Source organism: Flavobacterium enshiense DK69, from assembly GCF_000498495.1.
GTDB classification, from domain to species: Bacteria; Bacteroidota; Bacteroidia; order Flavobacteriales; family Flavobacteriaceae; genus Flavobacterium; species Flavobacterium enshiense.
The window spans coordinates 69567-84583 of sequence record NZ_AVCS01000002.1 but is presented as its reverse complement, the minus strand read 5'-3'; the positions used below and the strand labels follow the sequence as shown (position 1 = coordinate 84583).

Annotated in this window: 10 protein-coding genes and 1 tRNA gene; 4 read left to right on the top strand and 7 right to left on the bottom strand. The window is 36.9% G+C overall.

Going from position 1 to position 15017, the window contains the following annotated elements:
- The first annotated feature begins 313 nt into the window (after nt 1-313).
- On the top strand, nt 314-793 hold the full coding sequence (locus tag FEDK69T_RS00550) for a hypothetical protein (protein ID WP_023572176.1): 480 nt from the start codon (nt 314-316) through the stop codon (nt 791-793).
- Between the two features lie 37 nt (nt 794-830).
- On the opposite strand, the gene FEDK69T_RS00545 is transcribed toward FEDK69T_RS00550, so the two are convergent.
- From FEDK69T_RS00545 to FEDK69T_RS00530, 4 genes are all read right to left on the bottom strand, one after another.
- Nucleotides 831-906, bottom strand: a tRNA-His gene (locus FEDK69T_RS00545).
- A 62-nt stretch (nt 907-968) separates the two neighbouring features.
- Nucleotides 969-1685, bottom strand: a complete 717-nt coding sequence (gene bshB1, locus FEDK69T_RS00540; protein WP_023572175.1) for a bacillithiol biosynthesis deacetylase BshB1 — start codon at nt 1683-1685, stop codon at nt 969-971.
- A 3-nt stretch (nt 1686-1688) separates the two neighbouring features.
- Nucleotides 1689-2753 (bottom strand): isochorismate synthase, encoded by a 1065-nt coding sequence (locus FEDK69T_RS00535; protein ID WP_035629896.1) that lies wholly within the window; start codon nt 2751-2753, stop codon nt 1689-1691.
- On the bottom strand, nt 2746-3180 hold the full coding sequence (locus FEDK69T_RS00530) for a PaaI family thioesterase (RefSeq protein WP_035629897.1): 435 nt from the start codon (nt 3178-3180) through the stop codon (nt 2746-2748). Before FEDK69T_RS00530 ends, FEDK69T_RS00535 begins: the two co-directional genes overlap by 8 nt.
- Nucleotides 3181-3330: 150 nt before the next feature.
- Between FEDK69T_RS00530 and FEDK69T_RS00525 the strand changes: the two genes are divergently transcribed.
- The 3 genes from FEDK69T_RS00525 (at nt 3331) to purL (ending at nt 9379) form a co-directional block, all read left to right on the top strand.
- Complete coding sequence (locus FEDK69T_RS00525; RefSeq protein ID WP_023572172.1) at nt 3331-4869, top strand: right-handed parallel beta-helix repeat-containing protein; 1539 nt, start codon at nt 3331-3333, stop codon at nt 4867-4869.
- 24 nt (nt 4870-4893) lie between these two features.
- Nucleotides 4894-5544, top strand: a complete 651-nt coding sequence (locus FEDK69T_RS00520) for a DUF1579 domain-containing protein (protein WP_023572171.1) — start codon at nt 4894-4896, stop codon at nt 5542-5544.
- A gap of 166 nt (nt 5545-5710) precedes the next feature.
- A complete protein-coding gene (gene purL, locus FEDK69T_RS00515) occupies nt 5711-9379 on the top strand; it encodes a phosphoribosylformylglycinamidine synthase (RefSeq protein WP_023572170.1) in 3669 nt (1222 codons plus the stop codon).
- Nucleotides 9380-9669: 290 nt separating this feature from the next.
- On the opposite strand, the gene FEDK69T_RS00505 is transcribed toward purL, so the two are convergent.
- The 3 genes from FEDK69T_RS00505 to FEDK69T_RS00495 all read right to left on the bottom strand — a co-directional run bounded on the left by FEDK69T_RS00505 (nt 9670) and on the right by FEDK69T_RS00495 (nt 14660).
- Nucleotides 9670-11916 (bottom strand): ATP-binding protein, encoded by a 2247-nt coding sequence (locus FEDK69T_RS00505; RefSeq protein WP_023572168.1) that lies wholly within the window; start codon nt 11914-11916, stop codon nt 9670-9672.
- A 228-nt stretch (nt 11917-12144) separates the two neighbouring features.
- Nucleotides 12145-12720, bottom strand: a complete 576-nt coding sequence (locus tag FEDK69T_RS00500) for a dual specificity protein phosphatase family protein (protein WP_023572167.1) — start codon at nt 12718-12720, stop codon at nt 12145-12147.
- Nucleotides 12721-12731: 11 nt separating this feature from the next.
- The gene (locus FEDK69T_RS00495; RefSeq protein WP_035629948.1) at nt 12732-14660 is read right to left on the bottom strand and encodes an LTA synthase family protein; all 1929 of its coding nucleotides are present in this window, start codon (nt 14658-14660) and stop codon (nt 12732-12734) included.
- Nucleotides 14661-15017: the final 357 nt, after the last annotated feature.

Here is a 15017-nt window from a genome sequence, read left to right as displayed (position 1 = left end):
TTCTCTTTCAATAGTAACATTCTTCATAAAAAAACATTTTTTTTCTTCAATAAAACAATGTATATCCCTAATGCTCAATAACATAACAAAAATATAACTAACTTTACAAGAAATTTTAGTATAGATACTCTTAACAAAATTGAGATAGAAAAACAAAGGAACGGTTAAAACAAAATTTCGAATTTCAGGGAGAGAGATTTTAGTTTTTGATGGCAAAAAATAAAATGATGAGCATATTTAGGCAAAATAGTTAAAACCAAAAGGGTTCATATTTTATTCAATCGATTTAAGTTTCAACTTAAACTAAAAAACAATGAGAAAATCAATATTTGTCCTGGCCATATCAAATTTTGTGGCAGGAATTCTCGGAACAAGTTGTAAATCGGATGCAGATTCAGAAATGACTACTGAAGAAGCTCGGATAGAGCAAGAAGCGACTGAACACAGGAAAATGGAAATGGAAGAGGAAGAGTTGATAGATTCTATCAATACGATAAATATCGCCAAAAATGACAGCATAGAATGGAACGCCTATAAAAAAGAAGTTAAGACTGAGATAGAAATCAACAAAAAACTCATCAAAAATTTGAAAACGCAAGCTAAAAAGTCCGATCAGGCACTTTTAGAAAATGTCAATCAGATTGAAAAGACAAATGCCGATATACTCGTGAAAGTAGACAGTTACACAATTAGTAGCGAAAATGATTGGGAAGATTTTAAACGAGAACTTGAAAAACAGTTGGAAGAACTTGACAAATCAATCGACAAAGTAGCTAGCATCAAGAAAAAATAAAAAAGCTCCGAGTTTCCTCGAAGCTTTTCAGTAGTAAGGGTGAAAGACGGGTCTCGAACCCGCGACCTTCGGAACCACAATCCGACGCTCTAACCAACTGAGCTACAATCACCATTTGATTACGGGTGCAAATATAGTGCATTTATCGGCTTTCGCAAATAAAATTTTGAAAAAATTATCGTAAATCACCTAAACTATTGACAGCCAAATATCTTTCAACAGTAAATCCTTCGCCAAAATCAGTTCCAATGAGCCTTCCAAGATCCTGAGCACGATAAATTAGACTGTCTTTAAAGTTTTTTGTGGCTATTGGGGTAATTGGCTCGGTAGAATTTGGCTCATAAAATTGCGAACTGTAAGCCATAATTGCTTCGACCTTTTTATCCATAAACCCGGTTACATCAACAACAAAATCAGGTTCGATGTTTCTCCACTGAATGTAATGGTATACTAAATTCGGCCTATATGCTTCTTGTTGCTCTCCATCCAACTCGGTCTCGATTCTGCGTAACCCGGAAAGAAAACAAGCATCGGAAACCAGCTTACTTCCCTTAGCGTGGTCGATATGACGATCGTCTACCGCATTGCACAAAACTATTTCCGGTTTATATTTTCGAATCATTTTGATAATTTCCAGTTGATGCTGTTCGTCGTTCACAAAAAATCCGTCACGGAATTTCAGGTTTTCACGAACAGCAACACCCAGTATTTTTGCTGCAAGCACCGACTCTTCATCGCGAATATCTGCAGTACCGCGCGTACCTAATTCGCCACGCGTCAAATCAATGATGCCTACTTTCTTTTCTAATGAGATTTCTTTGGCAATTGTCGCTCCGCAGCCTAATTCAACATCATCGGGATGCGCCCCGAAAGCGAGTATATCTAATTTCATATATTAATTCAGAATTTTTTTCATCGTCATTGATTTGTTGACAGTTTCCAGGAATTCCTGTTCCGGATCGCTGTCTTTGGTTATACCGCACCCAACAAACAAATGTGCTTTTTTATCTTTTATTTTCATGCATCGTAAATTGACAAACAAATCGGAATTTTCACTTCTTCCGGTAGCAAAATCCATATTCAGTTCACCTAAAAAACCGGCATAGTATTCACGGTCGTATCCTTCATTCTGCAAAATAAAATCTTTGGCCAACAATTTCGGATAACCACAAACAGCGGGCGTTGGGTGCAAGATTTTCAATACCGGTTTTAAACTGTTGGCATCATTCATTTTTGCGGAAATATCGGTTTTGATATGCAGTAAATTACCGGCATAAGCCGTGTACGGACTGGAAACTGTCTGCTCCGAAACATGATTCTTAAGATTTTCCAATATAAAATCGGTCACCAATTGCTGTTCATCTTTTTCTTTCTGCTTCCAAACCACTTCTTCTTTCCCTTTATTTATTTTGGTTCCAGCAAGTGCCACGGTGTGAATTTCAAAATCTTTCACTTTTAAAAGCTGTTCTGGAGTTGCTCCCATCCACATGCCTATTTTCGGATGAAAAAAACAGTATTTAAAGGCCTGAGGGTAATTACTTAGAAGTTTCTGAAAAAAGTCTACTACATCAAAGTGGTCAAGATTTACAATTTCTTCTCTCGAAAGCACTACTTTTTTAAAATACCCGGAATGAATTTCGTCTACCGCTTTCGCAACCAGATGTTCAAAATCATGTTTGGCTTTTTCGTCCATTTCGTAAAAAACCGCCGGAAGATCATCGGCAGGAACACTTTTAAAAGGCTCTACGATAACATCCAGATGATTTTCCGGCAAAAGAACATAATTTTCCCCGTCGAAAGGTGCAAACACAAATCCGTTCTCCTCAAATGATTCCACAAAATACAAATGATCATTTCGCTGAAACAGTCCTACAATCTCTTTTGCGTTCGGTTTGCAATATAAAACAAAAGGAAGCTGTTGTTCCTGATGCGTTTTTACTTTTAAAAATATATCAGTCATGTTTCTTTTTTCTTGGCAGCACCATCGTTGTGAGTTTGCATAATGAAACCAGTTTTTCCTGTTCGTCAACAATCCTGATTTCCCACAAATGAATACTGGCGCCTTTGTGAATAATTTTGGCGGTGGCCGTAACCACGCCTTCCCTTTTACTTCTTAAATGATTGGCCGAAATTTCAATCCCGCGCACTTCCTGTTTTTCCCCATTAACAAACATCATAGACGCTGCACTCCCCACGCTTTCAGCAAGAGCAACGGAAGCACCACCGTGCAAGAGACCCATCGGCTGATGTACACGCGGGTTAACAGGCATAGTGGCCGTTAAAAAATCTTCACCGGCATCGGTAAATTGAATTTCCAATGTTTCCATTAAAGTATTTTTACCATATGAATTGCAGCGTTGCAGTACTTTATCTTTATCAAATGACATATTTTTTTCTTTAGAAATGTAAATTTATAAAATGTGACGAAAGTTAAACACCCCAATCTAAACTAATTTGTTTTAAAAAGCGTTCTAAAGTATAGGATAATCTTCTCAAAATTTAAAAAAAATCAATACTTTTACCAAAATAAGCTTTTTATGCGTCATTACATTTATATACTTTTTATTGGATTTATACTGACACTTACTTCCTGCCGACAGGATTTTGAATTTGAACCAAGCACAGGCGGATTGCAATTTTCGAAACAAACGGTATATCTTGACACTGTTTTCACTAATATCGGTTCGAGTACTTACACCCTTAAAGTTTACAACAACAGCGACAAAGACATTAAAATTCCGACTCTCAAACTGGCACAAGGAGAAAATTCAAAATACCGTTTAATGGTAGACGGAATCCCGGGTAAAGTCTTTAACAACGTAGAATTACTGGCCAAGGACAGTATGTTCATTTTCATAGAAACCACGATTGATTACAGCGAATATGCCAATCCGGATTCTGAATACCTGTACACTGATAAAATTGAGTTTAGTAATATAAGCGGCGCTCCACAAACGGTTGATTTGGTTACTTTGGTAAGAGATGCCTATTTTTTATATCCGAAACGTTTTTCCGACGGAACGTATGAAACACTCCCTATCGGAGAGGATGAAGTCTACGGTTTCTTTTTAGACCACAACGACCCTGTAAATGGAGACGAATATAACTGGACCAACGAAAAACCTTATGTAGTTTATGGTTATGGCGCTGTACCAACAGGTGAAACCTTAAATATTAGACCGGGCGCAAAAATTCACTTCCATGCCGATTCCGGTTTGATTATCGGAAACGGAGCAACTATCAGTGCACTCGGTGATTATTCCACTTACGATTCTGAAGGGAATATTTTAGTCGATAATGAAATCACTTTTGAAAGCGATCGTCTTGAACCTGATTTCTCAGATATCGCCGGACAATGGGGGACCATTTGGATGACCGAAGGAAGTGCCGGAAGTTTTAAAAATGTTACCATTAAAAACGCTACTGTTGGCTTATTGATTGAACATAATCCAAGCGTAATTAACATGAGGGATGTTCAGATTTACAATTGTTCGAATTTCGGAATCCTAGCCAGAACAGCCACAATCAACGGACAAAACGTGGTAATCAACAACTGCGGTCAGGCCGGATTAGCCTGTTCATTAGGGGGCGATTATAATTTTACACACTGTACGTTTGCTAATTACTGGCCAAGACCGAATCAGGTTCCGGTTTATATTGATAACGGTACGCTGGAAAACCCGTTCGCCCTCATCAATGCTAACTTTACAAATTGTATCATTTACGGTTCAAGCAGCTATGGAATTTCTTTGAAAAATGAAGGCAATACTGATTTTAATTACAATTTCAGAAACTGTCTGATTAAGTTTATTGATTTCGGGCAATTCGAGGAGGACCCTTTGTATCCGATAGCCAATACCGCAAATTATCCGGGCTGCATTATCGCAAGAAATACAAATACCAATAAACCTGATTTCAAAAATTCGTCGGAAAATAAGCTAATCATTGGCGATAATTCGGCAGCAAAAGGAACCGCAGATCCGGCATTTTCAACATTTGAAGATATTTTAAATAATTCAAGAAACAGTCCAACAACAGACATGGGCGCTTATAATCACATTGTTTTTCCAAATTAATTATTAACCAAAACCAAAATAATTATGAACAAAACAATTTTAACTCTGGCAATTGCATCTTTAAGTTTGATTGCCTGCAAAAAAGAAGAAGAGAAAAAAGCAGAAACCCCTGAAACAACAACGGAAACTCCTGCCGCAGAGCCTGAAACAGCTGCAGCAATACCGGATTCGGCAACAATTAACAAAGCTTGGACAGAATATGCCGCTGTTGGTGAGGCTCAAAAATTGATGGCCATGGAAGACGGAAAGTGGACCGGTGAAATGACCATGTGGATGGATGCCAATGCCAAACCAACGAAGAGCACAACCACTGCCGAATACAAAATGGTATTGGGCGGACGTTATCAGGAAGGAACCTATAAAGGAAACTTCATGGGAATGCCTTTTGAAGGGAAAGGTACTCTAGCCTACGACAATGCCACTCAGGAATACATTTCTACCTGGATTGACAACATGGGTACCGGAATCATGATTATGAAAGGAAAATACGACCCTGCAACAAAAATGTTCAGTTTTGAAGGCGATGCTGTGGACCCAGTAACAAAAAAGACCAGAAAAATGAGAGAAACGATAACCATAGTTGATGACAATACCCGTAAAATGGAAATGTATGACACCGGTTATGATGGGAAAGAATTCAAAAACATGGAAATCATTTCGACCAGAAAGAAATAAATCGTGTATGAATAATACTGTAAAAGCACAAGGTAAATCTTGTGCTTTTTTTATGAAAACAAACTTTGTCAACTGACTTTTTTAGAATAAATTTGCACTTTAAAAACAACAACACACCCGAGGCGAGCCTAACTATTTGGAGCGTAGCGGAATAAAACAAATTAACATGATTCATTTCTTCGGAAACCAAACGAACACTGTTTTTGCAGTCCAAACGCAAAACGAATTATCGACTGAAGACATCTCAAAATTAAACTGGCTTTTCGGCAACGCACATAAAATAGAGAAATCCGTACTTGCGGATTTTTTTGTTGGACCTCGTGCCGCCATGGTAACACCTTGGAGTACCAATGCTGTTGAAATTACTCAGAATATGGGTATTTCGGGAATTATCAGAATTGAAGAATTTGAAAAAGTTTCGGCTGATTTCAATACTTTCGACCCGATGATTTCACAAAAATATGCAGAATTAAATCAAGATATTTTCACCATCAACATTGAGCCGGAAGCAATTCTGGATATTGATGATATCGCTACATACAACAAACAGGAAGGTTTAGCTTTAAGTGATGAAGAAGTAGACTATCTGAATAATTTAGCAACCAAACTTGGAAGAAAACTAACGGATTCTGAAGTTTTTGCTTTCTCTCAAGCCAATTCTGAACACTGTCGTCACAAAATCTTCAATGGAACTTTTGTTGTGGATGGTGAAGAAAAACCGACTTCCTTATTCAAATTAATCAAGAAAACATCGGAGACAAATCCTAACGATATTGTTTCGGCGTATAAAGATAACGTCGCTTTTGTTAAAGGACCAAAAGTGACACAATTCGCACCAAAAAGTGCTGACAAACCTGATTTTTACCAGGAAAAAGAATTTGATTCAGTACTTTCCCTAAAAGCAGAAACACACAACTTCCCTACTACGGTTGAGCCATTCAGTGGAGCAGCAACAGGTTCAGGAGGAGAAATTCGTGACCGTTTGGCAGGTGGACAAGGTTCATTGCCATTAGCGGGAACAGCCGTTTACATGACTTCTTATTCTCGTCTAGAAAACGGCAGAAATTGGGAAGAAGCTATGAACGAAAGACCTTGGTTATACCAAACACCAATGGATATCCTAATCAAAGCTTCCAATGGAGCTTCTGATTTCGGTAATAAATTCGGTCAACCGTTAATTACAGGTTCTATTTTAACTTTCGAGCATGAGGAAAACAACCGTAAAATAGGTTACGACAAAGTAATCATGCAGGCTGGTGGAATCGGTTACGGAAAATTAGATCAAGCGATTAAAAAGAAACCACAGGAAGGCGATAAAATCGTAATCTTAGGTGGTGAAAATTATAGAATTGGAATGGGTGGCGCTGCGGTTTCTTCTGCAGATACCGGAGCTTTCGGTTCAGGAATTGAATTGAATGCGATCCAACGTTCCAACCCAGAAATGCAAAAACGTGCTGCCAACGCCATTCGTGGTTTGGTGGAAAGCGATAACAACCCAATCGTATCTATTCACGATCACGGAGCTGGAGGACATTTGAACTGTCTTTCTGAACTAGTGGAAGATACAGGAGGTTTAATCGATTTAGATAAATTACCGGTGGGTGACCCTACCCTTTCTGCTAAAGAAATCATCGGAAACGAATCTCAGGAAAGAATGGGATTGGTTATTGGAGAAGAAAACATTGGCACTCTTCAGAAAATTGCAGACAGAGAGCGTTCGCCTATGTATCAGGTGGGTGATGTAACTTCGGATCACCGTTTTACGTTCGAATCAAAAACAACTGGTGCTAAGCCGATGGATTATGCTTTGGAAGATTTCTTCGGAAGTTCACCAAAAACTATCATGACCGACAAAACAGTTGCTGCTAATTATTCGGATTTAAATTATACAACTGAGAATATACCAACCTATTTAAACCAAGTATTACAGTTAGAAGCTGTTGCTTGTAAAGACTGGTTAACCAACAAAGTTGACCGTTGTGTGGGTGGACGCGTAGCAAAACAGCAATGTGCCGGACCATTACAATTGCCATTGAACAATGTTGGGGTTATGGCCTTGGATTTCAAAGGAAAAGAAGGAATTGCTACAACTATCGGACACTCGCCAGTTTCGGCATTGGTTGATCCGGTTGCAGGTTCCAGAAACGCAATTGGAGAAGCGCTAAGTAATCTTGTTTGGGCGCCATTAAAAGATAATTTAAAATCGGTTTCCCTTTCTGCAAACTGGATGTGGGCTTGTAAAAACGAAGGCGAAGACGCAAGATTATACGAAGCAGTTAAAGGTTGTTCGGATTTTGCTATCGAATTAGGAATCAACATTCCAACCGGAAAAGATTCACTTTCAATGAAACAGAAATATCCAAATGAAGAAGTAATCGCGCCGGGAACGGTTATTATTTCGGCAGCCGGAAACTGTTCGAACATTACTAAAGTTGTGGAACCTGTTTTGAAAAGAAACGGCGGAAACATCTACTATATCAATTTATCGCAGGATACTTTCAAATTAGGAGGTTCTTCCTTTGCTCAGGTTTTAAACAAAGTAGGTTCTGAAGTGCCGACCGTTACCAATGCGGAATTCTTCAAAAAAGCCTTCAACGTTTTACAAGACTTAATTAAGGATCGTAAAATAAATGCCGGACACGACGTAGGAAGCGGTGGTTTAATCACTACTTTATTGGAAATGTGTTTTGCAGATGTGAATTTAGGAGCTTCTTTCAACTTGACTTCTCTTGGCGAAAAAGACACCGTAAAAGCATTATTCAACGAGAACATCGGAGTGGTTTTCCAGGCAGATTCATCTGTTGAAGCTATTTTTGCTCAGAACAGCATCGAAATTTTCAACATCGGTTCAGTAGCGGAAGGAAATTCAGTTACCATTAAAAACAACGCAGATTCGTTCACATTCAATGTATCGGATTTAAGAGATACCTGGTACAAAACATCTTTCCTTTTAGATTCAAAACAATCTAAAAACGGAACCGCTTTAGAGCGTTACAACAACTATAAAAACCAACCGCTTATTTACACTTTCCCATCTCATTTTGATGGAAAAGCACCGATTATAGACAATAGTAAGCCAAGACCAAAAGCAGCTATCATCCGTGAAAAAGGAAGTAACTCCGAGCGTGAAATGGCAAACTCCATGTACTTGGCAGGATTCGATGTAAAAGACGTTCACATGACGGATTTGATTTCGGGTCGCGAAACGTTGGAAGACATTCAGTTCATCGGAGCTGTTGGAGGTTTCTCGAATTCGGACGTATTAGGTTCTGCTAAAGGTTGGGCCGGAGCATTCTTATACAACGAAAAAGCAAAAACCGCTTTAGAGAATTTCTTCAAACGCGAAGACACTTTATCAGTAGGTATCTGTAACGGTTGTCAGTTGTTCATGGAATTGGAATTGATTAACCCGGAACATGAAGTACACGGAAAAATGCTTCACAACAATTCACACAAACACGAAAGCGGCTTTACTTCGGTAACGGTTCAGAAAAACAATTCGGTAATGCTTTCTTCTTTGGAAGGTGCTACTTTAGGAGTTTGGATTTCTCACGGTGAAGGTAAATTCAAGTTACCGTATTCTGAAGACAAATACAACATCGTTGGAAAATACGCTTACGAAGGTTATCCGGCGAATCCAAACGGTTCTGCTTTCAACACAGCTATGATGTGCGACAAAACAGGACGTCATTTGGTAACCATGCCACACATTGAGCGTTCTACTTTCCCTTGGAACTGGGCACATTACCCGGAAAACGGAGAGAAAAACGAAGTAACTCCATGGCACGAAGCTTTTGTGAATGCCAGAAAATGGATTGAAGCAAAGAACAAATAAGATTTTAAAATAAATTTTGAAAGAAAGCACTCTGATTTTAGGGTGCTTTTTTTTGTGTTATTGTAAGAAATTATCTTGCTTTAATATGCATCATACCAATTGCTTAAACTGTGACACTTCTTTATCGGGTAAATTTTGTTCGAATTGCGGACAAAAAACAGATACACATCGAATCACGTTCAAACATTTCATCATGCATGATGTTTTGCATGGTGTGTGGCATTTTGAATCGGATATATTAAATATCAATCGTAAAATTGATATTGTTTCAAAAGGTTAATAGAACTTTTCTATTCACAATAAAAGCTGATTGTCTTGTACAATTCTTCAACATCTACCGGTTTACTTAAAACCTTTTTGATTTTTGAAGCTGAAAACAATTCCTTATTAACATCTTCCGAAATAGCTGTTAAAGCTACAATCGGGATATCCGGTTTGAACTTTGAAATATAATCCGATGCTTCAAAACCATCCATAATCGGCATCATAATATCCATTAAAACCAAAGAATAATTGGCCAGCCCAACCATATTACAGGCTTCAAATCCGTTATCGGCAACATCACATATATAGCCTTTCTTCGTAATGATTCTTTTTGTGATGAGTTGATTGGTTTTATTGTCTTCCACCAGTAAAATCCTTATTTCTGAAGGTTCTTTTATTCGTTTTGATTTTGACAATTCAGGCTCATCCGATTCCATATAATTTTCAAAATCCAGTGAAAAAGAAATAGTTGTACCTAAGTTGGGCTCCGAATCTATTGTGATGGTTTTATCAAATAAATCCAGCGTTTTTTTAACTAAGGTCAATCCCAGCCCGGTTCCTCCATATTCATAATTGATTTTATCAGAACCCTGAAAAAACAAATCGTATATTTTATCCCTGATTTCGGGAGCTATCCCAATGCCGGTATCGCTAATTATAAATTTAATCTGTGTTTTTTCTTCTGTTTCAGATACTTTTTTTACTTCAACAACAATACTTCCGTTTTTTGTAAATTTAAAAGCATTATCAATCAGACTAAATAATACCTGATACAATTTTGCTTCGTCGAATATCAATTTTTCTGGTATCATTTCATCAAACAACAATGAGCCGCTATTGCTGTTGTTTCTACTTTTTTTCACCGAAGTAAGCATTTTCGAGAGCAATTCTTGCAATGAAACCACATCCTTCTTAGGTATGTAATCGTTATCAAAACTGTCCAACACATTAATCTCGATGATATTTCCAGACAAATTATAGAGGTTTTGAACGGAAGCTTGTAACTGGTCTATATTTTTCTCCAAATTAGTTTTGTCCTCTTTCATCAGATGAAGGAGTCCGTTTAAAGTATAAATTGGTGTTCGCAATTCATGGGAAATTGTATCCAATAACTTCTTTCTGATGTTTAAAGCCGCTTCCAGATCAGAATTGGCTTTATGAAGCAGCTCGTTCTTTTCATTTAGGAGCTGGTTTGTAGAACTTTTAAATTTGGCATTCCAGTATTGAATATACAGCAGTACCAATAAACTGATTATGGTTATGAAACAGAGAATAAGCAAGTAATTTTTATACTTGACATTTTCACTTTTAAGTAGATTTTGCTTTATGACAGACTGAAATTCAATATTCTTTACTTCTAGTTCCCTTTTTTGATTTAACGAATGATTCGTTTTTTCCACTCGGTAAACCAATCTTTTTTTATAATAGTCATTTGCAATTTTTAAATTGTCTGCCGCCAGTTTATATTGGTTTTGTTTTTCATACAACTGACCTTGTATAGAATGATATCTGGATTTTAATAAAAAATCATCATCGTGGTTTAAAAAGATATCTGAGTTTTTTACTTTTTCCAAATACTGAGAAGCCTTATCAAACTGATTCTGATGCAGATAACTTTCGGCAACCAATAAATTCATTTCAGGCTGATCCGGGTCGCCTCCGGTTTCTTCGTTTATCTTTAAAAACTTAAGGGAATTGATCAGCATCTTATTCCAATCTTCCCTTTTTAAATACAAAAGGGTGAGATTATAGTACATGTCAACCTGCTTTATTTTCGGAGCATATTTGGTCAGATACTTTTCAGATAAAAGCGTATATTTTTCATCGAGAACCCTATTTCCCTGAGCATTATAAAACACCGCCAAATGCTCATAATATTCTCCGCGAATGCTGTTATTGTTATGTTTTTGCAATAACTTGCCCGCTTTATCCAGTATTTTTTTACTGGAGTTATAATCATATTGCCTTAAATGAAAATAGGAGATTTTTAAATATAAGTATAAGAGCTGATCATAGTCTTTTTTGGTGATTAACTTATTTTCTAAATCGTTTAAGATTTGAGTTCCCTGCTGATACAATTCATAATTGTTCTGGGAGATTAACTTTTTGGCTTTTTCTAATTCTTTTAAATAAGCAGTATCTATGGATGACTGTTGTGAAAATATGGACGATGAAATTAGAAGAAAAAAGAGCAAATACCCTAAACACCATAGCGAAGATTTTAAACCTGCGTTTATAAGTAAACCATCTCCTGCTCTATTGATGTGTTTCACAATTCAGTCAATTAGTTTTTATTGAATTTACGACAATAATCACTTTTAATCAAATATATCCGACCAACACAACTATATCCGGTTAAATTTCAAGACCTCAAACAATGAAATCATGATTGTTTTTTTGTTGAATCAGGAATAACTTTGGCTTGATCTTTCAGAAGAAGGCATAAAAAAGCCATTTTTGAAATCAAAAACGGCTTTTTTCTATTACCTAATTAAGGATTCTTATTTTGTTTCCTTCTCTTTTCTGCTTTTATAACTATGTAAATAATCTCCTTTAGGCTTGCCCAGATCGAATGAACTCCATTTGGTTAGGAAACGAGTAGAGGTTCTTGCTTCATCCCTATCCATTCCTTCATATTCAATACGATACAATGCCGAGTACATTTCCGCGCGACCAACACCATGATAACAGTGGATTAAAACAGGATAGTTTTTCTGATCATCCATAATTTTAAAAAACGTGTCCAAATTATGTTGCTGCGGAACCTGATCAGAACCGTTGTTAAAATAATTCACTCCAGGGATTTTAGCTATAGCTTCTCTTTCCGCAATCAATTCAGCAGGAATTTCAGGATTATTTACATCATCGCCCGTACCCGGAAAACGTAAATCCACGATACTTTTAATATGATACTTGTTTACATACTCCTCTATTTCATCTGGAGGGATCACACCACTTTTATACACTTTTCCTTCTGTGATGGTTTCGAAGTTGTGGTTGATGTTCATATCGTAAACATATTTCCCCACTCCGGCCAAAACTATTAAAAGGACTAATAATCCAATTTTCTTTTTCATATATGTATAATTTATTTTTTATAATATAATTTCTGATCAATAATTCTTTCGAAGTAATCCTGAATAATTGCTTTACAAGCTTCAGCGTTTTCCAACATCTCTTTGTTGGGTTTAGCTATTAAATTTCGCTCAAGCGCTTTATCATTTATATCATAATATCCGACTATTTCCTTACCGTCGAAAGTACAAATATAATTACCACGCTGAAACTGATACAGGTTTCCGTTAAAGTTAATTGTATACGGCTTTATCTTTTTGTCTCCGATTAAACTTCTTCCCCAGCTTCTGAATGGTTTGTCATAACCCACAATATCTAAGATGGTCGGATAAATATCTATTTGTTGTGCCAATTCTTTATTGACACCTTTCAGGCTTCCGTCAGGTTTATAAATGAGAATCGGAGTAGCCGTTCGGTTGACCACTTTTTCATATTCATTATAATACGTTTGGTTTCCGTGATCGGCCGTGATAATAAAAATGGTATTTTTAAACCAAGGCTGTTTTTTAGCTTCCTCGAAGAATTTTTTAAACGAATAATCGGTGTATCCAACACATTGGTGCATTGGCACATGCCCTTTAGGAAACTTGTTCCTATATTTTTCAGGAACAATATAAGGCTCGTGTGAGGAAACCGTAAATATCGTACTGAAGAACGGTTTTTGCTTTTTATCCAACGTCTGTTTCATGAACTGCAGGAAAGGTTCATCCCAGATTCCCCACACGCCGTCAAACTCAGCATCGTTATTAAATTCCGTTTTACCGTAATAATGATCAAAACCCAAGATATTTCCGAAACCGAGAAAGCCCATTGATCCGTTTGGCGCTCCGTGGAAAAATGAAGTATCATATCCCATCTCTTTCAGGCAGGAAACCAAAGATTGTATTTTCTGTTTCGGATACGGAGAGGATGTAAATGCATCCCTGAACGAAGGAACACCCGCTATAATCGATGACATTCCATGAATTGACTTGCTTCCGTTGGCAAAGCCGTTGGTATAAATCATACTGTGTTGCGCCAAAGAATCCAAAAACGGCGTATAGCCAACATAATCTGGGATTTTCATATCCTTATTGAAAGATCCCCAATATTCCCTTCCAAAACTTTCAGTGATGATCAGCACCACATTCGGAGTAGATTTCGGATTGTTATCGTAGTGTTTAATCGGCTGAAAATTAGCTTCTACTACATTTTCATCTACCAGATTTATTTTTTTGAAACTTGTTGTTCCAGCAGTCCTTATAATAGCAAACGGAGTATTTAAAACGATATCGGCATGTTGCGGTTGCCCTACATACCTATTAGCATCTATTAAATTTATAGGACGCGTACTCTTTTTAAAATCACCTCGTATACCTCCAACAGTTAAAAAAGCAACCGCCAATAAACCGATGACGGAAAAAGGAAAATACTTCATTTTACTGTGAGTAACCGGTTCATGATCGACCCTTACTTTTTTATACAGGTAAATCCACAACGCAGCCAAAAGAAAAAACAGCATATAAACGTGCCAGTAGCTTATCAGGAAACGGAACATCATAGAACCTTTATCTTTTTCATGCTCCAGGGAATCCCAAACGGCAATTGTGGTACGGGCGTAGATGAATTTGTAATAAATCAGATCAATGAAATTCGTTGCGTACGCTATCAGATTAGTAACGAAATACAGATAAAATAAGAATTTCTGATAACCCGCTTTGGTATTAACCCAAAACGGTAAAACCGAAAACAGGATAAATAAGCCGTTGATATAAAGAATCGCAGTAGTGTCAAATGTTAATCCGTGATAAGCCAGCCTGAAAAATTCACCCACAGAATTGACTTTCAGCAAACTGTAATTGTAAACAAAAAATAAGGCTCGGGCAATGAAATAAAAGAAATATACCAGCAACAATCTATACAACAGCGCTTTATATTCGCTTATACGGAAGAAATTTTTCATATTAAACCAATGAAAATCATTTTTTTTAGCGCCCAAAATTACAAAATACGGAGGACAAAAACCCTTCATTGTGAAAACATTAGTAAACTCTTAAATTCATAAATTAAATTCTTTGTCAACGACAAAAAATACTATGAAAGCATACTATTTTACTTTTCAAAATCATATTTCGATTCACACCCCTTCCATTTTCATAACAAATGACATCGAAAAACAGGGCAAATCAGAGAGATTCAGAACAAAAATGGTATTCACCGTAAAACCCAAAGCTATATATATCAACGAGTTATTCATTATTTTTCACAAAAACACATCGAAATCCAAAAACCATCCATGTAATTTTCTTTTTTTTTGCAA

Excerpts from the sequence above, each read along its gene's own strand:
- FEDK69T_RS00530 (WP_035629897.1), bottom strand. The coding sequence starts at position 3,180 with ATGTCATTTGATAAAGATAAAGTACTGCAACGCTGCAATTCATATGGT.
- FEDK69T_RS00535 (WP_035629896.1), bottom strand. The coding sequence starts at position 2,753 with ATGACTGATATATTTTTAAAAGTAAAAACGCATCAGGAACAACAGCTT.
- FEDK69T_RS00495 (WP_035629948.1), bottom strand. The coding sequence starts at position 14,660 with ATGAAAAATTTCTTCCGTATAAGCGAATATAAAGCGCTGTTGTATAGA.
- FEDK69T_RS00550 (WP_023572176.1), top strand. The coding sequence starts at position 314 with ATGAGAAAATCAATATTTGTCCTGGCCATATCAAATTTTGTGGCAGGA.
- FEDK69T_RS00525 (WP_023572172.1), top strand. The coding sequence starts at position 3,331 with ATGCGTCATTACATTTATATACTTTTTATTGGATTTATACTGACACTT.
- FEDK69T_RS00500 (WP_023572167.1), bottom strand. The coding sequence starts at position 12,720 with ATGAAAAAGAAAATTGGATTATTAGTCCTTTTAATAGTTTTGGCCGGA.
- FEDK69T_RS00520 (WP_023572171.1), top strand. The coding sequence starts at position 4,894 with ATGAACAAAACAATTTTAACTCTGGCAATTGCATCTTTAAGTTTGATT.
- purL (WP_023572170.1), top strand. The coding sequence starts at position 5,711 with ATGATTCATTTCTTCGGAAACCAAACGAACACTGTTTTTGCAGTCCAA.
- bshB1 (WP_023572175.1), bottom strand. The coding sequence starts at position 1,685 with ATGAAATTAGATATACTCGCTTTCGGGGCGCATCCCGATGATGTTGAA.